This is a genomic window from Nocardia jinanensis (genome assembly GCF_014645735.1).
Lineage (GTDB): Bacteria > Actinomycetota > Actinomycetes > Mycobacteriales > Mycobacteriaceae > Nocardia > Nocardia jinanensis.
Genome location: NZ_BMMH01000002.1, coordinates 20872 through 42008, shown reverse-complemented (window position 1 = coordinate 42008; position 21137 = coordinate 20872). Strand labels below are relative to the sequence as shown.

Annotated in this window: 16 protein-coding genes; 12 read left to right on the top strand and 4 right to left on the bottom strand. The window is 67.5% G+C overall.

Features of this window, described 5'->3' with window-relative positions; all coding sequences use genetic code 11:
• Positions 1-64: 64 nt before the first annotated feature.
• Together IEY68_RS04845 and IEY68_RS04840 are read left to right on the top strand one after the other, a co-directional pair.
• Positions 65-949 (top strand): SAM-dependent methyltransferase, encoded by an 885-nt coding sequence (locus tag IEY68_RS04845; protein WP_058855489.1) that lies wholly within the window; start codon positions 65-67, stop codon positions 947-949.
• A gap of 293 nt (positions 950-1242) precedes the next feature.
• Entirely contained in the window at positions 1243-2112 is an 870-nt protein-coding gene (locus tag IEY68_RS04840; protein ID WP_058855490.1) for an SAM-dependent methyltransferase, read from the top strand.
• A 26-nt stretch (positions 2113-2138) separates the two neighbouring features.
• On the opposite strand, the gene IEY68_RS04835 is transcribed toward IEY68_RS04840, so the two are convergent.
• Positions 2139-2465 (bottom strand): histone-like nucleoid-structuring protein Lsr2, encoded by a 327-nt coding sequence (locus IEY68_RS04835; RefSeq protein WP_058855491.1) that lies wholly within the window; start codon positions 2463-2465, stop codon positions 2139-2141.
• Between the two features lie 207 nt (positions 2466-2672).
• Between IEY68_RS04835 and IEY68_RS04830 the strand changes: the two genes are divergently transcribed.
• From IEY68_RS04830 to IEY68_RS04825, 3 genes are all read left to right on the top strand, one after another.
• Positions 2673-3596 (top strand): alpha/beta fold hydrolase, encoded by a 924-nt coding sequence (locus IEY68_RS04830; RefSeq protein ID WP_058855492.1) that lies wholly within the window; start codon positions 2673-2675, stop codon positions 3594-3596.
• Positions 3597-3751: 155 nt separating this feature from the next.
• The gene (locus tag IEY68_RS35925; protein WP_058855493.1) at positions 3752-4234 is read left to right on the top strand and encodes a MarR family winged helix-turn-helix transcriptional regulator; all 483 of its coding nucleotides are present in this window, start codon (positions 3752-3754) and stop codon (positions 4232-4234) included.
• Positions 4231-5805, top strand: a complete 1575-nt coding sequence (locus IEY68_RS04825) for a DHA2 family efflux MFS transporter permease subunit (RefSeq protein ID WP_058855494.1) — start codon at positions 4231-4233, stop codon at positions 5803-5805. The genes IEY68_RS35925 and IEY68_RS04825 overlap by 4 nt, the downstream gene beginning before the upstream one ends.
• 45 nt (positions 5806-5850) lie before the next feature.
• Here IEY68_RS04825 and IEY68_RS04820 read toward each other — a convergent pair whose 3' ends face one another.
• Complete coding sequence (locus IEY68_RS04820) at positions 5851-7056, bottom strand: alpha/beta hydrolase (protein ID WP_156426250.1); 1206 nt, start codon at positions 7054-7056, stop codon at positions 5851-5853.
• A 156-nt stretch (positions 7057-7212) separates the two neighbouring features.
• On the opposite strand from IEY68_RS04820, the gene IEY68_RS04815 reads away from it, so the two are divergent.
• Together IEY68_RS04815 and IEY68_RS04810 are read left to right on the top strand one after the other, a co-directional pair.
• A complete protein-coding gene (locus IEY68_RS04815) occupies positions 7213-7566 on the top strand; it encodes a hypothetical protein (RefSeq protein ID WP_058855496.1) in 354 nt (117 codons plus the stop codon).
• Positions 7566-8594 (top strand): hypothetical protein, encoded by a 1029-nt coding sequence (locus IEY68_RS04810; RefSeq protein WP_058855497.1) that lies wholly within the window; start codon positions 7566-7568, stop codon positions 8592-8594. Before IEY68_RS04815 ends, IEY68_RS04810 begins: the two co-directional genes overlap by 1 nt.
• A gap of 22 nt (positions 8595-8616) precedes the next feature.
• On the opposite strand, the gene IEY68_RS04805 is transcribed toward IEY68_RS04810, so the two are convergent.
• Entirely contained in the window at positions 8617-9039 is a 423-nt protein-coding gene (locus IEY68_RS04805) for an organic hydroperoxide resistance protein (RefSeq protein WP_058855498.1), read from the bottom strand.
• Between the two features lie 169 nt (positions 9040-9208).
• Between IEY68_RS04805 and IEY68_RS04800 the strand changes: the two genes are divergently transcribed.
• Positions 9209-9601 carry a hypothetical protein gene (locus IEY68_RS04800; protein ID WP_058855499.1) on the top strand — a complete coding sequence of 131 codons (393 nt, stop codon included), beginning with the start codon at positions 9209-9211 and terminating at the stop codon, positions 9599-9601.
• A gap of 44 nt (positions 9602-9645) precedes the next feature.
• Here the strand turns inward: IEY68_RS04800 and IEY68_RS04795 are convergent, their stop codons facing one another.
• Entirely contained in the window at positions 9646-10146 is a 501-nt protein-coding gene (locus IEY68_RS04795) for an SRPBCC family protein (RefSeq protein ID WP_058855527.1), read from the bottom strand.
• 257 nt (positions 10147-10403) lie between these two features.
• Here IEY68_RS04795 and IEY68_RS04790 point away from each other — a divergent pair, with 257 nt between their 5' ends.
• The 4 genes from IEY68_RS04790 to IEY68_RS04775 all read left to right on the top strand — a co-directional run bounded on the left by IEY68_RS04790 (position 10404) and on the right by IEY68_RS04775 (position 21135).
• Positions 10404-11447, top strand: coding sequence for an alpha/beta hydrolase (locus IEY68_RS04790; RefSeq protein WP_058855500.1), 1044 nt, complete (start codon positions 10404-10406; stop codon positions 11445-11447).
• A gap of 298 nt (positions 11448-11745) precedes the next feature.
• A complete protein-coding gene (locus tag IEY68_RS04785; RefSeq protein ID WP_082681439.1) occupies positions 11746-18291 on the top strand; it encodes a type I polyketide synthase in 6546 nt (2181 codons plus the stop codon).
• Positions 18288-19733, top strand: a complete 1446-nt coding sequence (locus IEY68_RS04780; RefSeq protein ID WP_058855501.1) for an MFS transporter — start codon at positions 18288-18290, stop codon at positions 19731-19733. The genes IEY68_RS04785 and IEY68_RS04780 overlap by 4 nt, the downstream gene beginning before the upstream one ends.
• 10 nt (positions 19734-19743) lie before the next feature.
• The gene (locus IEY68_RS04775) at positions 19744-21135 is read left to right on the top strand and encodes a condensation domain-containing protein (RefSeq protein ID WP_062997176.1); all 1392 of its coding nucleotides are present in this window, start codon (positions 19744-19746) and stop codon (positions 21133-21135) included.
• Positions 21136-21137: the final 2 nt, after the last annotated feature.

The window sequence follows — 21137 nt, the reverse complement described above, 5'->3', positions numbered from 1 at the left end:
GGACACCACCGAACAGACGGCTTAACATCGCTCTGTTCGATTCGCAACGTAGAGAGAGGTATTCATGGCCGAACCGGCTCCTCAGACAGGGGTCCGCGTACCGGTCGGAGTGGACACCACCCGGCCGAGTATCGCCCGTGTCTACGACTACAGCCTCGGCGGCAAAGACAACTACGATGTCGACCGCGCCGCCTTCGAGCAGATCCAGCGGATCGCACCGCGCCAGGGTGATGTCTCCCGGATGAACCGGCGCTGGCTCCATCGAGTGGTTCGCTATCTGGCCGGGCCGGCCGGTATCGAGCAGTTCCTCGATATCGGCGCCGGCCTGCCCACGGTGGGCAACACCCATCAGATCGCACAGCAGGAAAATCCCGAGGCCAAGGTCGTCTATGTCGACAACGATCCGGTCTGCAACGCACACGGGCGGGTACTCCTCGAACAGAACGAGAACACCCATTTCGTCTCCGGTGATCTCCTCGAGGAGAACACCCTGCTGGAGAACAAGAACGTGCTGCAATACCTGGATCCGGACCGCCCGGTCGGAGTGATCCTGTGCGGATTGCTGCACCACCTCGATGACGATTTGGACCCGCCTCGGGTGATGCGCGAGTACATCGACCGGCTTCCCGAGGGCTCGTATGTCGCGATCACCAATTTCTGGGATCCCGCAGACGAGAACCCCGAACTGCACGAGCTGGCGAAACGACTGGAACAGGCGTTCACGGAGATGGGGCTGGGTTCGGGCTGGTACCGCACCCGCGCACAGCAGCTCGAATACTTCGACGGCCTGGAACTGATCCCGCCCGGCCTGGGGGAACTCGAGGACTGGTGGCCCGCCGGACCGGCCACCCGGGCACGACTTCCCGAAGAGAAGGTGGTCATCGGCGGAGTCGGCTACAAACGTCCCGCCGAAAAGGTCCGGCTGCACAGCGTGAACGGAAAAGGTTAGCAAGCGGATTGTTGTCCGGTGGTGCACGGCGCCGGGTTTTCCACCCGGCGGCCGCCACGACCGGACAACAATCGAAGCCGCTTTCGCGCAAGCGATTTCACAATAGGGACAGCTGCACTCGATCACCTCGCCGGCCGCACATATCCAGGATAGGCTCGGCCCACTCCGACGACGCGAACCATCTTCTCGCGCAGTTCGATCGGCGCCGATTGCTCGCCCCGGTACCGCGTTCTACGCTGTGGTGACCTGACTCACATTTCCAGCTGATTTCATCGCACGAAGGAAGGGTCGACATGGCCGAACCGGCGCACCGGACCGGCGTTCGCAAACCGGTCGGCGTGGACACCACCCGAGCCAGTATCGCTCGTGTCTACGACTACAGCCTCGGCGGCAAGGACAATTACGATATCGACCGCGCCGCCTACGCCGCGATCCTCGAAGTCGCGCCCCGGCAGGGCGATGTATCCATCATGAACCGGCGCTGGCTGCACCGTGTCACCAGGCATCTGGCCGGCGCGGCCGGTATCGACCAGTTCCTCGATATCGGCGCCGGCCTGCCCACCGTCGCGAACACCCATGAGATCGCCCAGCAACAGAATCCGGATGCCCGGGTCGTCTATGTCGACAATGATCCGGTCTGCAACGCACACGGGCGGGTACTCCTCGAACAGAACGAGAACACCCATTTCGTACCCGCCGATCTCCTCGAAGACAAGACCCTGCTGCGCAATTCCGATGTGACCAGGTACTTGGATATGGACCGGCCGATCGCGCTGATCCTGTGCGGACTGCTGCATCATGTCGACGACGAACTCGACCCTGTCGGAATCATGCACAAATACGTGGAACTGCTGCCGCCGGGGTCCTACCTGGCGCTCAGCCATTTCTACGATCCGGGACCGGCCGACCCGCAGCAGCACGCGCTCGCCAAGGAGCTCGAACGCCGCTTCACCGAAAAGGGTCTGGGTTCGGGCTGGTACCGCACGAACGAGCAGATCCTCGAATATTTCTCCGGCCTCGAGCTCATCGAACCCGGCCTGGTGCAACTGGACGAGTGGTGGCCCGCCGGACCACCATTACGGCCCCGGTATCCCGAGGAGAACGCCATGGTCGGTGGTGTCGCCTACAAACCGGCAGACAACAGCACCGACCATGCGAATTGATCGCGCAATACCGGGGCGGACCGCCGCTATCCGTTGACGCGGCGAAACGCGTCAAGGATCCCGGACGGGATCCGGCCGCGCGCCGACACCTCGTGTCCGTTGCGTAGCGCCCACTCCCGGATGACTTTCGCCGAGGCCGACCGAGCCGGCCGCTCCCGCTTCGTTCGCGCGGCCCGTCCGGCCTTGCGGGCGAATGGGGTCCACTTACCGAAGACTGCGCGCAGTTCCCCCGCGTTGGCTTCGGTTAGGTCGATCTCGTACGTCACGCCCTCGAATGCGAACACCACAGTTTCGGCCGCGGTTGATTCACCGTCGAGGTCATCGATCAAACTGATGACGACCTTGCGCGCCATGGGCTTGCTCCTCCGATCCCCAATTACCTTGCCAGATATGACATCAGCTACCCCGCGGCTGTGCGAAAGATTCGGGCCTGCCCGCAGCACCGGCACAGCGACCTCGTCCGGGGGTTGTGAGCATACCGCTGCCGGTGACGGAGATATCGCCGGGGCACGGCCGATAGACCCAGGTTACCGTGGCGGGGCCGAACGAGAGGAACTCCTATGGGCGCGCACGAGGGCGATCATCCCGAGACGATCGAGTACCGGCTACCGCACCTGACGATGACGGCGCTCGCCTGGGGTGATCCCGGGGGACGGCTCGCCCTGTGCCTGCACGGGTTCCCCGACAGCGCCTGGACCTGGCGCCATCTCGGCCCCGCGCTCGCCGATCGCGGTTTCCGGGTGATCGCCCCGTTCACCCGGGGCTACGCGCCGACCACCGTGCCGGACGACGGCGTCTACGACCTGGGTGCTCTCGCCTACGACGCACTCGCGCTGTATCGCGAGTTCGGCGCACCGCGCGACGCCGTCCTGATCGGACACGACTGGGGCGCGCTGACCACGAATACGGTCGCCGCTCAGCCGGATTGCCCGTTTCGCCGGGTGGCTTCGCTCGCGGTGCCGCCGGTTCCTGCCATGCGCCCGCGCCGGGACGCCGGAGTCGGTGCGTACCTGCGGCAGTTGCGGTTCAGCTGGTACATCCTGTTCAACCAGCTGCCGGGGATCTCCGAGCGGTCGCTCGACAGGCTGATCCCCCGGTTGTGGCACGACTGGTCCCCCGGATATCGGGCCGATACCGATATCGCCCATGTCCTGGCCGCCCTGCCCACCGCCGCCCACCGGACCGCGGCGTTGTCCTACTACCGGGCGTTCGTCCGGGTCGCCGGTAAACCGCCCGCCCCCTATACCGAGCTCCACCGGCACTGGGACGAGGCGCCCCGAGTTCCGATGTTGTACCTGCACGGCAGTGCCGACACCACCCTGCATCCGGCGTTCACCGCCGGGGTGGGCGAGGTGCTGGCACCGGCGGGAGGGGTCAGCGAAACTCTGACCGGGGCCGGGCATTTCCTGCATCTGGAGCAGCCCGCACACGTGGCGGAACTCCTCGTGGACTTCTTCGTCGGCGATTCGCCGGACAAGCACTGACGCTGCTCCCCCGCTGCCGGAACCGTGATTTCTTCCTCCGAGCAGACTGTCGCGCCATAACCCGACTCGATACGGCCACTTGTCCACTATGGTTCCGGTCACATCCGCGATAATCCCGCTTCCGCGACTATTGCTGACACCCATATGATCGCGCGGTGGCAAGTGAGTCGGAGACGAGCACCCTGATCGAGCACTTCGTGCTCGCCGTCTGCGATCCGGGACGGTGGCGGGGGGTCGACCGGTTGGCCGAGCTGGACCTGACCCTGGCCCAGGCCCGGGTGCTGTTCAGCGTCGTCCGGCACGCCGAGCCACAACCGATCCACACCATCGCGGGCGATCTGGGCCTGTCGATGACCGCGGCCGGCCGCAATGTCGACCGGCTGGTCCGCCTCGATCTGCTCACGCGGCAGGAGAGCCCCACCGACCGGCGGGTCAAGCTCGTCGGCCTCACCGAACACGGGCACCATCTCGCCTGGGATCAGATCGCGATCCACCGCGCGACGATCGACAAAGTCGTCGACCGCTTGCCCGACGCGTTACGCGAGGACCTCGGACGGGTTCTCGCCGCAGTGCTCGAGTCCGGGGCCATACACAACGCCGTGGCGCGCCCCCCAGCATCGTCAGGAGACAATTCGTGAACGCAAGCCCAGCCCCCGCGACCGACGCGGGGGCTTCGGACAGAATCGACGCATCGGTACTGAAACTGGCCGGTGTGGTGGTTCTCGGCGCCATCATGTCCATCCTGGACATCACGGTAGTGAACGTCGCCATGCCGACATTCCAGACCGAATTCGACGTCGCCAACTACTCCACGGTGGCCTGGACGGTTACCGCCTACACGCTGGCGCTCGCCACCGTCATCCCGCTGACCGGGTGGGCCGCGGACCGTTTCGGTACCAAGCGGCTCTACATGACCGCCCTGGTCCTGTTCACCCTCGGTTCGGTGCTGTGCGCCCTGTCCTGGAACATCGGCGCGCTCATCGGGTTCCGGGTGATCCAGGGTCTGGGCGGCGGCATGCTCATGCCGCTGGGCATGACCATCATGACCAAGGCCGCGGGCCCGGAGCGGATGGGCCGGTTGATGGCCATCCTGGGTGTTCCGATGCTGCTCGGCCCGATCCTGGGCCCGATCCTGGGTGGCTGGCTCATCGAGGACGCTTCGTGGCACTGGATCTTCCTGATCAACCTGCCATTGGGCGCGATCGCCCTCGTCTACGCCTGGTTCGTGCTGCCCAGGGACGAACCGCGGGCTGGTGAATCGTTCGACTTCGTGGGCATGCTGATGCTGTCGCCGGGTCTGGCGCTGTTCCTGTTCGGCATCTCCTCCATTCCGGAAGAAGGCACCGTCGCCACTCCGAAGGTGTGGGCGACCATGCTGGTCGGCGGCGCATTGGTAGTCGCGTTCGTGTTCTATTCGTTCAAGCCCAAGAATCCGCTGCTGGATCTGCGGCTGTTCAAGAACCGCGATCTGACCGTCGCCACGGTCACGATGTTCCTGTTCTCCGCCTCCTTCTTCGGCGGCTTACTGCTGATCCCCACCTACTTCCAGCAGGTGCGGGGCGAGAGTGCGCTGCTGGCGGGGCTGCTGGTGGCACCGCAGGGTATCGGCTCGCTGCTCACCATGCCGATCGCCGGCATGCTGGTGGACAAATTGCCGGTCGGCCGGGTGGTACCGGTGGGTATGGCGATCCTCGCCGCGACCATGTTCGGACTCACCCAGATCGAGGCCGACAGCTCGTACTTCTATGTACTGGGCGTGCTGTTCGTGATGGGTCTCGGTATGGGCCTCACCATGATGCCGTTGATGACGGCTGCGTTGCGCACGCTGAAGGAGGCACAGGTCGCTCGCGGTTCCACCTTGCTGAACATCATTCAGCAGATCGCCAGTTCGGTCGGTGTCGCGGTGATCTCGGTGGTGCTGACCAATCGGATGCAGGACTCCGAGGCTGTATCGGCCGGACGAGCGATGATGGAAGCCCAGCGGACCGGAGAACAGCCCGACCCGTCGGTACTGCAGTACATCGCGAGCCTGGGAGAGAAGTTCGAATCCATCATGCTCGGCGAGATGTCGGACGCCTACGCCGGAACCTTCTGGGTGGCGTTCGCATTGTGCCTGGTCACGTTCGGATTCTCCATCCTGCTCCCGCGTAAGGCGAGCGAGGTCACGAAATCCGATTCCGAGTCGCCGGCGCCGGTGCTCATGCACTGATATCCAGCGATCCCGGACCGCACCGCCCGCCCGAGCCGACCTGGTTCAGGCGGGCGGTTGCGTTCTCCGGAACCAGTCGAGGATCTGCGGAAGCGCGACCCGCACAGTCTCGCCGTGATCGATATCGCCGAGATCGACCAACTCGGCGGATCCACCCAGTTCGGCCTTCATACAGCGTTGCGAATTCTCGAAGGGCACACTGCGATCACCTCGCGCGGCGAAAAGCCGGACCGGCGTTTTCGGTGTCCAGTCGCAGACGGTATCGCTGTCGGCCATGGCCCGCAGTGCTGCGCCCGTGGGATTACGCGCCAGTTCCAGAAACTGCGCAGTGAGCAACTTCTCCGGAGTGGCGGGTAGGCCCGAGGAGACAGCCAGTAGATCGTGACGCCCGTCGAACAGCGCTTCGATCCGCTGCGCGTAGGGCGGCCGGAAAGCCTGGGCCGGATCGTCGTAGAGGTGATAAATCCTGTTCATCGCGGTGATCCAATAGCCCAGGAACAGCACCGCCCGTCGGCTCTCGACCCGGCCGTCGAGGGCCGACGGGGCCTGTACCTCCTGCACGGCGTATGCCCCGCTCACCGCGGCGGTGGCAGCCAGGCCGAACCCCTCCACCGCGCCACCGTTCAGCTCGCGGCCGAGCGCGAGGGCAGCCTGGGCGCCCTGGGAGAAACCGGTCACCAGGACGTTCGGATCCAGTTCGCGGTCCTGGTCGGCGAGCAGCGAGCGAGCCGCCAGGAGCAGATCCGCCGACGCGGATCCTTCCGTCGGGGCGTGCGCGTATGGATGGAAACCCGGTCCCTCACCGAGACCGAGATAATCCGGGGCGACCGCGGCGTAACCGGCGGCGGCGAATTGGACGGTGCGGGCGCGTTCGGTCTCACCGTCCGCCGAGGGGGCCTCGTCCCGCCGCACCGTGGTGCCGTGCGCGTAGGAGACCAGGCGCAACCGCGGAGCATCGGTATCCGGGATCACAACCAGGCCACTGGCAGTGGTGGGGGTTCCGTCGGCCGCGACGGTTTCGTAGAGGACCCGGTGCGCGCGGACCCCGTTCGCGACCGCGACCGGATACTTCCATTCGGCGAGGTAGCCGGCGGTCTCCGCGCCGGTCATCTCGAATACCGGTGTCACCGATACGACGCTGCCGCGCGCGGGGCCATCCGCCTCGTCGTTCACCTCGCCGCCGCATCCGGTGACGAGTACGCACAACAGCAGCACACTCGCCATCGACAGCAGCGCCCGACGCATGGTCACCCTCGTCTCCCGGCTGTGGTCCGACTGGATCGGGCTCACCGTATCCGACGGACACGTGACCGGCTGCGGCGCGGTACGAGCGGCGGTACAACGCTGATCCGAACCCAGCCGGGCCCCTGTGGTTTTCGGAAGTTCGCGGTGTCATGATCCGGCGGGGTGGCGCACGGACGAAACAACAACGAGGTCATCGGCGATGAAAGGGATGTGAACCCCGAAGTACTACCGCCGGCCGAGCGGCGGGACATGGTGCGACGCCTGATCGCACTCTGTCATACCGTCAACGATCTCGTCGAGATCGTCGAGATCGGAGCCACAGACGGTGGTCCGGTGCCGGAAGCATTGCATGAGCACGTACAGCAGATCCAGACCGTGATCCGCGACGTCGTGGTGGATCTCGTGGCCAACGGCCACGCCGAGCATTCGGATGCCGCTCGAGTTCGGCGGCCACCGCGGGCGCACCGCGATATCGCGGATGTTCCCACTGGTGGGCGCAGAACTAAACTGAGGTGATGGTCAAACCGAGCCCGTGGGGAGCGAGCGCGGGTGAGGGCGCCGCATCGTCGAGCACGGTTCGCACCGCGGCGTCGGCGTCGGCCCCGCCCACATCCCCTCCACCGTCAGCCGGCGAACGCGCCGAGGCGTGGGAACGCCGCCGAATCCTGGCCCAGACCGGGCTACGGCTCGTCCGGGACCGTGCCGACGATATCCGCACCTCGCCGCGGATGACCGGAAAATGGGGCTATGTGTTCTCCGCACTCGGCGGAGTCATCGTCTTCATCCTGATGTTCAAGCACTGGATGGTCGCGCACGGGCCCGACGGTATGGCCGGCGCCACCCCGTTCGGACAGATCGACTCGACCACGCGTTACCTGACCGTCTGGTCGGCCAAGGGCCCGCCGGCCGCGGCCGATCTGACCGGTTCGTGGGCGGTCGCCGCAAGCAGCATGATCGTCCTCACCATCGCGGCGGTCGCGATCCACATCGCCACCAACTCCGAACGTTTCGCGCGTATCGCCACCGGCGGTGCGGTGATCAGCGCGCTGCTGGTGATAGCGAATATGTTGTACCTGACCGCCCGGCAAAAAGACCTGAAGAATATGACGATCCGACGCTGGGACCTGGGTGGTCAGGTCGGTTCCTGGATCAACTGGGCGGTCAACGACGGGTCGAAACCGGTCGCGGGTCTGAACCAGGTGGAATACGTCGCCAGCGGTACGATCACCAATGCCGCGATCGCGGCGGTGATCATCGCGGTGGGATCCGCGGTGATCGCGGTGGCGACGCTCCCGCGCAATGCTACCGGGGGGCGAATGCCGTGGCGGGTCAGCATCTCCCGGGAAGCTTCGGCGAGTTACCTAGCTCCGGGCGCCGAACAGCCGGCGGACGGGAGACCGGCGTCTACGGTGGAGACGGCGGTGGCCTCCCCCACCGAGGTGATACCTGACGCTGCCGGTCCGGATCCGGCTCCACCCCCCGGCGCCGGCTCGGCCGACGGGCCCGACACCACCACTGGTGACGCCGGGCCCTCGAAGCATTAGCGCGCGGCCGCGCCGAATACGGTCAGTCCTGGGCGACCCGGACCTCGACGTCGATATTGCCGCGGGTGGCATTGCTGTACGGGCACACCTGATGCGCCTTATCGGCCAGATCCTGCGCTTCGTCGGCGGACAGATGCGGGAGGGTGACCTCGAGGACCACGGTCAGCCCGAAACCGCCGCCCTCGGTACTGCCGATACCCACCTTCGCACCCACCGCCGAATCGTTCACATTCGCCTTGGCCTGGGAACCGACCAGACGCAACGCGGAATGGAAGCAGGCCGCGTACCCGGCGGCGAAGAGCTGTTCGGGGTTGGCCCCGCCGCCGCTGCCGCCCATTTCCTTCGGGATCGCCAGTTCCAGGTCGATCCGGCCGTCGGTGGTGCGGGTATGGCCGTTGCGGCCGTCCCCGGTGGCCAGCGCCTCGGCCGTGTACAGCACACGCATCGCCGTCTCCTCTGCTCGTGTCACGCACGGTTGTCGATACCGCCGCAGCGAATGCCACGGGACTGTGCGCAGTGTAGTGTCGCGCGCGGTGCCGGATCAGTTGCGGCACAGGGGAAAGTTGTGAGTATCATCCGGCGGCCCCCCATCGGCTCGAGCGATCGCGAGGCATATGTTCCCTGACCAGACCTCCACCCACTATCCGGTCTCCCCCATCCCCGACCACGCCTACGGCCGCGGCGCACCCATTCCGGCGCCGCGCGAGCCCGATCTGGTGATCACCGGGTTGTTGTGGTTCCTGCTCGCGGCGCTGGCGATCGTCTCGGTCGCGATCTCCCCGTGGTTCCTACTGGCCACCGGGGTGTGCGAAGGACGCGCGGAATGCAGCACCGATCCGAGTACCGGCAATTGGATCATCGTCCTCGGCGGTTGCTTCGGATTCCTGGTGGGTGCCGCCACCACCGTGAACGCCGCGCGCAGCGGGCGCGCACTCTATCCGGGCGCGCTGCTCGGGCTGGTACTGGTACTCGCCGCCTGGCTGGCGGGTTCACTACTGATGGGCTGATCTGTCTCGAGCCGCGGCCCGCTGTGTGGCCGCGGCTCGAGCGTTCAGGAGGCTGTGGTCGCGAAGCGGCGATCGGTGTATCGGCGCAGGTTCGCCAGGAAGCGGCGGAACGCCAGGTTCATCAACGGGGCCGCGGCGAAAGAGGTGAACCGGGCGGGACCGGCCAGTCGTTGCGCGAGAGTCCAGGTCAGCCGGCACCCCTGTGGGGTCTCCACGACGCGATAATCCTCGGCGAAAGCCGCCAGCGCACTGGTAGAGCTGCTGTTGAACCGGAACGCCATCCTGGTGTTCGGTTCCCAGGCCAGGAATTCCTCGTCGCCGACGATACCGCCGCGCATATCGACGACCCGGGTGGTACCGACCCCGCGGGGTTCGGGGCTGGTCCAGGTGACCTTGGTGATCACGGTCGCCCAGTGCGGCCACGATTCGGCATCGGCCAGCACTTCGAACAGCTGCGCGGGGGTGATCGCGAGATCGACACTGTTACTGAACTTCAGCGGAGCGTCGTCGATGAACTCGAGACCGACGCGCTCGCACGGACGCAAGGTGCTCATCGCCGGCCACCGCCGTATCCGCTCCCCTGTTTCCGGTCGTTCATGCGCAGGATCCTCTCGTCGGTCGGTACGGCCGCGCCCTCCCGGCCGCACACCGATGGTTACACCTGTCCAGTCATCTGTCCATAGCGGTCTGGCCGGGGTCAGGGTTGGGATCGGGGGCAGGAATTACCGCGCCGTGCTGGCCCGCTTCACAGAATCCGCGGGTTCGGCGGCGCTGCGGTCACCACGGGGATTAGCTTCCGGCGATGCCATACCCTCGCCGGCCACGCCGTACGAGCCGGGCACTGCTCGTCACCGCCACCGTTCTCGCCCTGGCCCCCATGGCCGCGGATCCGGGCACAGCCGCGCCGGCGCGCGCCGATCCACCCGGACTTCCGGCCGCCCCGGCATCCGGGATCGTCGGTATCACCCCACACGGCACTCGCGAACTCGAGCTCGCGGTGTACTCCGCCGCGATGGGCCGGGTGATTCCGGTACGAGTGCTCCCCGCGGCCGACTCAGCGGGCCCGGCTCCCGTCCTCTATCTGCTCAACGGGATCACCGGGGGCGCGGACGGCGGTAACTGGTTCGACCGCACCGATATCACCGAGTTCTTCCGGAACGAGCAGGTCACCGTGGTCAATCCCCTCGGTGGCGCGGGCAGCTATTTCACCGACTGGCGAGCCGACGATCCGGTGCTGGGCCGCCAGCGCTGGACCACCTTCCTCACTCAGGAGCTCCCGCCATTGATCGACGGCCGTTTCCACGGGACCGGCGCCGCCGCACTGGCCGGGATATCGATGGGCGCGGCCTCCGTATTACAGCTGGCGCTGGCCGCCCCGGGACGCTACCGGGCGCTCGGTTCCTACAGTGGCTGTGTGCGGACCAGCGATCCGCAGGGGCGTGCCATCGTGGAACTGGTCGTCCGGAGCAACGGCGGCGATCCACAGAACATGTGGGGCCCACCGCAGGACCACACCTGGGCCGGCAACGACCCGTTCCTGCACGCCGAGGCCCTGCGCGGCACCGCCCTCTTCCTGTCCGCCGGGACCGGCGCCCCGGGACCACTGGACACTATGGACGGGCCGGGTATCCGCCACGACCCGGCCGAACTCATCGACCAGATACTCGTCGGCGGACTATTGGAAAGCGTCGCGGCGGGTTGCGCGGCGCGGCTGCGTGACAGACTGCGCGAACTCGATATTCCGGCCACCATTACACTGCGACCCGACGGCACGCATTCCTGGGGTTACTGGCAGCGCGACCTGCACGAATCCTGGCAGATTTTCGCGGCGGCACTGTGGAAATGAGCTGTGGGCCGGGTCGCCGCGGGTCGAATTCGAATATCCTGGGCTATTTCACAATTGATCACCGGCGCGGTTGTGCGGTGACAGAAGGTTGCCCGCGACCCGTTCCAGCAGCCGGGAATCGCTCGGTAGTCTCGGCCCCAATGTCGTAGCGGCACCGGATATTTTGCGAACTCTCGGCAGGCTTGCCGGACTTTCGACACAACCAGGAAATCCGGCGGTATGCGCGGCGCGTAAGCCTGCTTTCAGATATTCCCGGCGGGAAACCGCGGCCAACCCCGGGATTCGGGAGGACACACAGATGTCGGATATTGCCATCGTCGGAATCGGCTGCCGCTTCGGCGGGGGAATCGACTCCCCGGAATCCTTCTGGGATTTCGTCGTCGACAAACGCGATGCAGTCGTCGAGATACCCCCGGACCGCTGGGACTACCGCCGCTACTACGACCCGGAGAAACGCACCCCGGGCCGCAGCTACACCCGACACGGCGCGTTCCTCACCACCGATCCGTGGGAATTCGATCCGGATTTCTTCGGAATCTCCCCGCGTGAGGCCACCGGTCTCGACCCTCAGCAACGCCTGCTGCTCGAGGTGACCTGGGAGGCCCTCGACGACGCCGGGACCGCGGGGCGCGCGGGCGGTGAATCGGTAGGGGTGTACATCGGCGGGTTCGTGGTCGACCAGTCGGTGGTCGGGGTGGTGGGCCCGGCGCTGGCGCATGTGGATATGCACACCGCGGCCTCTGCCTCCTACACCATGCTCTCCAATCGGATCGCCTACGCACTCGATCTGGTCGGGCCCGCGCTCACCGTCGATACCGCGTGCTCGTCGTCGCTGGTGGCTTTCCACCTGGCCTGTCAGGCGATCCGGAACGGTGACTGCACCACGGCACTGGCCGGCGGTGTGAACGTCATGCTGCAGCCGGAAACCTTCGTCATGATGTGCAAGGGCGGATTCCTCGCTACCGACGGGCGCTGCAAATCCTTCGACGCCGCCGGGGACGGGTACGGGCGCGGGGAAGGCGGCGGCATCGTCGTGCTCAAGAGACTCGACGACGCACTGCGCGACGGGGACCGGGTGTACGCGGTGGTCAAGGCCACCGGCTCCAATCAGGACGGCCGCACGGCGGCCATCACCGTGCCGAACGCCGATTCGCAGGAGGCGCTGGCGCGCACGGTATGCGAGCGGTCGGGACTGGCGCCCGAGCAGATCACCTATGTGGAGGCGCACGGTACCGGCACCCCGGTCGGCGACCCGATCGAACTACGTGCACTGGGTTCGGTCTACGGCGCGGCCGGGGTACGGCAGCAGACACTCGGAGTGGGATCACTCAAGGCGACCCTGGGGCACACCGAGGCCGCTTCCGGTATCGCCAGCGTCATCAAATCAGCTCTTGCCCTGCACCATCGCACGATTCCGCCGCAGGGCTGGCTGCACGAACCCAATCCGGACATTCCGTTCGCCGACCTCAACCTGCACATCCAGGTCGAGGCGCAACCGCTGCCCGCCGGTGCCGGGCCGATGAGTATCGCGGTCAACGGGTTCGGATACGGCGGGACCAACGCGCACACCGTCCTGCAGGAATTCCAGCCGCTCGCCGGGCCGCCGGCCCCGCGTGCACGCGAACATCTCGGGGTGCTGCCGGTCTCCGCGCGCAGCGCCCCGGCGGTACGGGCCATGGCGGGCCGGTACGCCGACCTGCTCGCAGACGGGGCCGACCCGGATCATCTGGCCGAAGCGGCCTGGACACGGCTGGCCCACCATGCCTTCCGGACCGGCGTGCCGATGCGCGACCGTGTGGCACTGATCGACGAGCTCCGGCAGTACGCCGGTGGCGAGGGCCGTGATGCCGTACGCACTGTCTCCCAGCGCGTCGGCGAGCCGGTCTTCGTATTCTCGGGCATGGGCCCGCAGTGGTGGGGTATGGCACGCGAGCTGCTCGCCGCCGAGGGCGCCTTCGCCGCGACGGCACGCACCGTCGACGCGGCGTTCCAGCAGGTGGCCGGATGGTCGATCATCGAGGAACTGCTGCGCCCGGAGGATGAGTCCCGGGTGACCGCGACCGAGGTGGCCCAGCCCGCGAACTTCCTGGTGCAGGTCGGCCTGGTGGCCGAACTCGCCGAGTACGGCATCACTGCGGCGCGGATCGTGGGGCACAGCGTCGGCGAGGTGTCGGCGGCCTATGTGACCGGCATGCTGTCCCTGGAAGAAGCGGTCACGGTGGCCTACCACCGGTCGCGTCTACAAGCGAAGACGGCCGGTAGAGGCGCAATGCTGGCCGTGGGTGCCGGACCGGACAAGGTGCGCGAATACTTCGGCGCGGACGACGCGGTGGATATCGCGGCGGTGAACAGTCCGGGTTCGCTCACCCTCGCCGGTGATGTGGACCGGCTCGACGAGATCGCCGAGAAGCTCACCGAGGAAGGCGCTTTCGCGCGGGCGCTGCGGGTCGAGGTCCCGTACCACAGCCGGTTCATGGATCCCATCCTGGACGAACTACGCACCGCGCTCGCCGAGTTGCGGCCCGCCGCACCGCGGATCCCACTGGTGTCGACGGTGACCGCGGAAGCGGTGGTGGAAGCCGAGGACGGGTTCGATGCCGAGTACTGGTGCGCCAACGTCCGGCAACCCGTACGTTTCGCCGACGCCGTCGCCGGATTGGTCGCGGTCGGGCACCGGGTGTTCCTCGAGGTCGGCCCGCATCCGGTGCTGTCCGGCAATATCCGCGAAATCCTGCTGGCCGCCGGGGAGAACGGCGCCACCGTCGCGACGCTGAACCGCAAACAGGACGATCACGACAGTATCCGCCGGACCATCGCGGGTTTGTACGCCGCCGGTGTCCTCGATACGAGCGCCGTCTTCCCGGAAGATCGGCGGGCCACCGAACATCTACCGCTGCCGCGCTATCCGTGGCAGAACACCCGGCTGCACAACCCGCTGCCGCTGTTCGAACAGTTGCGCCTGGGCAGCCCCGACACCTACACGATGCTCGGCGACCCCGATATGGAAGGCCGGCCGGGCTGGCTGCTGCAGGTCGGGACCGAACTGCTGCCCTGGCTACCCGATCACGTGGTGGGCGGGATGCGGATCATGCCGGGCGCGGCCTATCTCGATGCCGCGCTCAGCGCCGCCGCCACCCGCTCGGGTGACAGGCGGGTCGCGCTCGAGGATGTGCGGTTCGTCGCGCCGCTGGTGATGGCCCAGCCCGATGTGTCGTTCCTGGAGCTCGGGATCGAGGATGCCAGTGGCCGATTCCTGATCCGGTCGCGCAGCGCCACCGGGTCGGTGTGGACGGTGCATTCCACCGGGCGAGTGCTCACCGGTGCCTACGAGACAGTCGTGCAGACCGTTCCCGAACCGGAGTCGGCGATAGATGTCGAACCCGGCCTCTTCTACGCCGCACTGGCCTCGCGCGGTCTGCAGTACGGTCCGGCGTTCCGTCGCGTCACCGCGGTCCGGGCTGGGCGGGATGCGGTCGTGGCCACGGTCGACGGCGGTATCGCGGCCGACTCCGGGCATCTGGCGCATCCGGCCGTTGTCGATGCGGCCATGCAGACGGTCGCGCTGCTGTTCGCGCAGGACAGTCTCGGCGAGGGTGCCGTGGTGCCGGTCGGGGTCTCGGCTGTCCGGATGTATCGGCCGTTACCCGCGGAGGTGACCGTGGTCGCCCGGCGCGACCCGGATGCCGCCCATCTCGCCGATGTCCGGCTGCTGGCCGACGACGGCACCCTGTGTCTGCATCTGCGGGGCGTCCGACTGGGCGCACTCACTCCCGGCGGCAGCCCACTGCAGCGAATGGCGGATTTCTACTACTCCGAGACGGTGGAGCCTGCCGAACCGATCGACCCGGCGGTCCTGGGTGATACCGGTACCGCCACCACGATCGTGCTCGCGCTCGGTGAGAGCGAGCGGGCCCGGGATCTCGCCGCGGGCCTGCCCGGGTCGCGGTACCGGCTCACCGCGGGTGCGGACTCCGACCTCGAAACCGAGCTCACCACGATGTTGCGCGCGGGCACCGACGACCCGGACACCGCGCGGGTGCACCTCGTGGTCGTGGCCGGCCGCATCGAGGACGATCTCGCGGATCTGTGGATGCTGAAACGTATCGCGGTCGCCGCCCACCAGTTCATCGCCCCCGGGGAGAGCGAGACCCCGATGGTCGGTATCGGGGACGGTTCCTGCCACGTCACCCTGGTGACCGAAAAAGCCTTCGCGCTGCCCGGCGCCGCCGCTGCCCCGGATTCGCGGCAGGCCGCCCTGGCCGGCGCGCGCCGCGTACTGCTCAGCGAACAGCTGGCCCTGCGGTGGCGGCTGATCGATACCGAACCCGCCACGCCGGTCGCCGAACTGATCGCTGAACTCGCCGTGCCCGGTGCGTTCCGATACGACAACTCCGACGAAGTGCTGCTGCGTGACGGTGGCCGCCTGCTGCCGCGGATCACCCAGCCACTACCGGAGCGGATCGACGCGCTGGAGACCGCCGAACCACTCACCGACCCCGAGGCCGATTTCGCGCTGGAGATACCGAAATCGAAACTGCTGTCCGCGCTGGCCTGGCGGCGCGCCCCGCGCCGCGACCCCGGACCGGGCGAGGTCGAGGTCGGGCTGCGGATCATCGGACTCAACTACAAGGACCCGCTGAAGGTGATGGGGATCCTCGGCGAACGCGAACTCGCCGAAACCTTCTTCGGCACCAGTCCGGGTATGGAGGGTGTCGGCGCGGTCACCCGGGTGGGTGAGGGGGTCACCGATCTCGCGGTCGGCGATATCGTGGCCCTGGCCGCCAAGGGCATGATGCGGCGCTACCACGTGGTGGAGCGCGGCGCGGTCATCCCGTTGCCGGAGGGCACCGACCCCGCGGTGTGCACCAGCACTACCGCATTCGGTACCGCCGAATACTCGCTACTGGATCTGGCCCGCCTGGAACCCGGGGAGACCGTGCTCATCCACGGTGCCGCCGGTGGGGTGGGGTCGGCGGCGATACAGGTCGCCAAGGCACGCGGCGCCCGGATCATCGGGACGGCGAGCACCGAAGAGCGACGCGCGCATATTCTCGAGCTCGGCGCCGATCACGCACTGAACTCGCGATCGCTCAATTTCGCCGACGATGTACTGGGTCTCACCGATGGCGTCGGCGTGGATGTCATCCTGAGTTCTGCGCCCGGCGAGGCATTGCGCCAGAACTTCAAGGCGATCCGCGAATTCGGCCGCATCATCGAGGTCGGCAAGGCCGATATCTACACCGGCGGGCTGCTCGAGCTCGCCAATTTCGACAAGAACCTCTCCTATTTCTCCATGGACCTGGACCGCATGTGCCGGGTCCGGCCACTGCAACTGGCCGATCTGCTGCGCCGGGTGGTGGAGAAGTTCCGGTCCGGTGAGTACCGTCCACTGCCCTACGAGCTGTACGGCACCCATGAGGTGGCCAAGGCGTTCGACGACACCATCCGGTCCGGCAAGATCGGCCGGATCGCGCTGTCGATGACCGATGAGGCGCCGCCGGTCCGACCGATGCTGCCCGAACTCGGGATCGACCCCGACGGTACCTATCTGATCACCGGCGGATTCGGCGGATTCGGGATGGCCACAGGCACCTGGCTCATCGCCAAGGGGGCACGGCGGCTGGTGCTGGTCGGGCGCAGTGGCGCGGCCACCCCGGCCGCCCGGCAGCAGCTCGCGGCCTGGCGGGCCGCCGATGTCACGGTGATCGAGGAACGCGCCGATATCGCCGGCCCCGAGGCGGTCGCGGCGGTGGTGAACCGGGCGCACGACGCGGCGCACCCGCTGCGCGGGGTGTTCCACGCGGCCGGCGCGGTCGCCGACAACCGGGTCGAGCATATGGACGCAGAGCAGCTGGCCCGGGTGTACCGGTCCAAGGTGCACGGGGCCCGGGTCCTGCACGACGCGGTGATCGCGGCCGGGGCCGAACCGGATATGTTCGTGCTGTACTCCTCCGGCGGATCCATGTTCGGCATCTTCGGTCAGTACAACTACACCGCCGCGAATCTCGCTGTGGAGGCGCTGGCCGAGGAATGGTCCCGGGCCGGGGAGCGGGTGCTGTGTGTGGGTTGGGGGCATATGTCCGGCGCCGCCGGGGGTATGGCCGCCGACGACAAGGTCGCGAAGTATCTGGAACTGGCCGGGTTCGGGGCGATCGATATGGCCGACGGCACCCTCTACCTGGAACAGGCACTGCGACTGGGGGTCACGCGGGCGGCCGTCATCCCGACCGACTGGTCGAAGCTTACCGCGGCGTTCCCGCAGATGGGACGTACCGGGCGACTCGCCGCACTGGTCGCGGCGTCGGTGCAGGACAATTCGATGCTGGCCACACTGAAAGCCGAACTCGCGGCCCTCGAGGACGGTAGACGCGGCCAGGCCATGGCACGGATGCTCGCCGAGCAGCTGGCCGTAGTGATGGGGGTACAGCCCGACACCATCGACCTGACGGTCCCGGTCACCGAACTCGGCCTGGACTCGCTGATGGCGGTCGAATTCGGTTCGCGAGTGAGCAAACAGCTCGGTATCGAACTGATGTCGCTGCAGATGGGGAGGGCGTTCAGCCTGGAGCAAGCCGGGCCCAAGGTGGCCGAACTGATCCTGGCGACAGACCCGGCAGCGGGTTTCGCGGCGGCGCTACCCGCCGCGGGTGGGCACGGTACGGCGGGAACCACTACCGCACCGGCCGCGCCGCCGGAAGCCGGTGGGAACGGTTCGTCCGGAAACGGTCACGGGGCGAACGGGGGCGGCGGCGCCGGCATCCCGATGGCGGGATCGGGGAACGGGTCGGCGCATGTGGATACCTCCGCCGGCGATGTCCTACTCGCCGACGAGGCGCGTTCGTGACATCCGGCGCCGCCACAGCGCGGGCCGTTTCCGGCCCGGGCGCCTGGGCGGCGTTCGCGGGCTGCCTGCTGTCGGTGTTCATGCAGATGATCGACGTGACGATCGTCAACACCGCGCTGCCCGCGATCACCGCGGATCTGCGCGCCTCCTCCGCACAGCAACTGCTCATCGTCTCCGGGTACTCGCTGGCCTTCGCCTGCACCCTGCTGCCGGCCGCCCGGGCCGGGGCGATGACCGGCCGCCGCCGGATGTTCCTGGCGGCGGTCGTGGCGTTCACCGCCGTCTCGGTCTGGTGCGGAACCGCCGACAGCGCGGGCGAACTCGTCGTCGCCCGCGTCGCGCAGGGGGTGGCCGGTGCCGGTATGGCGGCGCAGACCATCGCGATACTCACCGCCTTGTTCCCCCGGAACCTACACACCCGGGTATTCGCGCTCTACGGCGCGACCTCCGGCTTCGCGGGATTGCTCGGGCCGATTCTGGGCGGCACCCTGCTGACCACCGATCCGGGCGGGTTCGGCTGGCACAGCATCTTCCTGATGAATCTGCCGCTCGGTGTCGTGACGCTCGTCCTGGCCTGGCGGTACCTGTGGCTCGACGCGCCGCGGCAGCGCTGCGCGCTGGACCCCATGGGTGTCCTGCTGTCCACTGTGACCCTGTTCGGCCTGCTCTACGCCCTGTCGGAGATCCATCTGCGCGGCTGGCGCCCGGTTCCCTGCCTGATCATCGCGGCCGCGCTCGCGCTCGCGATGGTGACGGTCCTGCACGAGCGCCGGGTGGCCCGCCGGGGAGCCGGACCGCTGCTGCGCCTGGATCTGTTCGGCGACCGCGGTTTCGCGATCGGATCGATCGTGGTCACCGGGTTCTTCGGGGTGTTCACGGCGTTCGTCTTCGCCATCTCGATCACCCTGCAGGATGTGCTGGACTTCTCCCCCTTGGAGACCGGTATCGCGATGACTCCGTTCGCGTTCGGCGCCGGCGCCGGCGCGCTGGTCTCGCCGGTGTTCGTGCAGCGTTGGGGAGTCCGCACGCTGGCCGGTGGGCTGGCGCTGTTCGCGGTGTGCGTGATCATGGGCGTGGCGTATGTGAACATCACCGACGGCCGGGTGAACATGCTGCTGTGCGCCGCACCGGTTTTCCTGTGCGGATTCGGGGCCGGGTTGTTCGCGGTACCGCTACAGCCGATCATGCTGTCCGGTCTGGACGACGGGCAGATGGCCGAGGCCTCCGGGCTGCTGCCCACTATCGAACAGATCGGCAACGGGGTCGGTCTGGCGCTGCTGTCCGCGGTGTTCTTCCGCGCCCACACCCTGGGCGGCAGCACCGTCATGCTGTCGGCGATCGCGGTGGTGGCTCTCACCCTGGCCGCGGTGACGCTGGCTCTGCCCGACCCGGCGCCGACGCCGGACCGCTCCGCACCGGCGCCCGCGCCGACAGTGAACTGAGGAACGAGAGATGGTCGATTTCGGACTCATCGACGAGTGGAATCCGGCACCCGGCCGGGTCGTGAGCTGGGTGGCGACACCGCGGTCCCTGGCGTACGCCGCGGCGGCGCCGGTGCACGATGTACCGCCGTCGCACCAGCAGGAACACTATCTGCGCCGGTCCCCTCGCAATACCGGCACCGACTATCGCACCTCCGGGCTGTGCCTGGTAACCGCGGAGGTGCCCACCGTTCTGGACCAGGATGCCATGACCCGGGCGGTCAACGAATTCCTGGCCCGGCACGACACGTTCCGCAGCTGGTTCGCGCTGGAACCCGGCGGCACGATCCGGCGGCATCTGCTCGAACCCGGCCAGGTCGAATTCGCCCCCGTCGATCACGGTCATATCGACAATGCCGAGGCCGTGCGCGATCTGGTACAGAAACAGACTCCGCCGCCGTCCCAATGGGACTGCTTCACCTTCTGGACGATCGAACACGACGAGTCCACCACCGTGTACATGGCGGTCGACCATCTACACACCGACGGTGTGGGACAGCATATCTCGTGCTTCGAACTCGCCTGTCTGTACGCGAAACACGCCTGGGGGCAGATCCCGCCCATACCGCGACCGGCCAGCTACACGCAGTACTGTGCCCGGGAACGAACCGCGTCGGCGCGGCTGACCCCCGCCTCCCCGGAAGTCGAGACCTGGCTACGCCTGTTGCGCGGCAACGACGGCGAGCTACCGTCCTTTCCGCTGGATCTCGGGATCCGCGGTGGTGACTCCGACCGCAGCGCCCATCGCACTGTGCCACTGTTCGGGGAGGACGAGGCCGCCCGATTCGAGAAGGTCTGCCGCGACCACGGCGGCGAATTCGCCGGCGGCGTGTTCGCGGCGGCGGCCCTGGCCGAACGGGCCCTCACCGAGAGCGACTACTACTTCGGTATCACCCCGCTCAACACCCGGTCGACCTTCGAGGAGATGGCCTCGATCGGCTGGTACGTGGCGCTGATACCGGTGGCGTTCCCGATCGGCGTGCACCCTACTTTCGAGCGGACCGTGGCCCGGGCGCAACGCGCCTACGAGAACGGGATGCGCCTCAAAGCGGCGACCATCCATCGCGTGCTGGAGCTGGCACCGCCCGATAGCGGAATCCAGGTCGGCCCCAACTGGTCCAATCCGATGATCTCCTACGTCGACGCCCGTGACTTCGCGGGCAGCGAATACTTCGATATCGCGCGCGGCGGGCTCTACGGCAACCGGGCGGCCAGCGAAGAGGCCCTTATCTGGATCAACCGGCTGCCCGCCGAGACGACCATCAGCGTGATCTATCCGGACAACTCGATCGCGCACGAGTCGGTGGACCGCTATCTCGCCACGCTCGGCCGAGTCCTCCGGGAAGCCGCCCGGGAGCGCTGACC

Bases quoted from the DNA above. Each gene is read 5' to 3' on its own strand.
- IEY68_RS04845 (WP_058855489.1), top strand. From the start codon at position 65: ATGGCCGAACCGGCTCCTCAGACAGGGGTCCGCGTACCGGTCGGAGTG.
- IEY68_RS04840 (WP_058855490.1), top strand. From the start codon at position 1,243: ATGGCCGAACCGGCGCACCGGACCGGCGTTCGCAAACCGGTCGGCGTG.
- IEY68_RS04835 (WP_058855491.1), bottom strand. From the start codon at position 2,465: ATGGCGCGCAAGGTCGTCATCAGTTTGATCGATGACCTCGACGGTGAA.
- IEY68_RS04830 (WP_058855492.1), top strand. From the start codon at position 2,673: ATGGGCGCGCACGAGGGCGATCATCCCGAGACGATCGAGTACCGGCTA.
- IEY68_RS04810 (WP_058855497.1), top strand. From the start codon at position 7,566: ATGGTCAAACCGAGCCCGTGGGGAGCGAGCGCGGGTGAGGGCGCCGCA.
- IEY68_RS04805 (WP_058855498.1), bottom strand. From the start codon at position 9,039: ATGCGTGTGCTGTACACGGCCGAGGCGCTGGCCACCGGGGACGGCCGC.
- IEY68_RS04800 (WP_058855499.1), top strand. From the start codon at position 9,209: ATGTTCCCTGACCAGACCTCCACCCACTATCCGGTCTCCCCCATCCCC.
- IEY68_RS04790 (WP_058855500.1), top strand. From the start codon at position 10,404: ATGCCATACCCTCGCCGGCCACGCCGTACGAGCCGGGCACTGCTCGTC.
- IEY68_RS04785 (WP_082681439.1), top strand. From the start codon at position 11,746: ATGTCGGATATTGCCATCGTCGGAATCGGCTGCCGCTTCGGCGGGGGA.
- IEY68_RS04775 (WP_062997176.1), top strand. From the start codon at position 19,744: ATGGTCGATTTCGGACTCATCGACGAGTGGAATCCGGCACCCGGCCGG.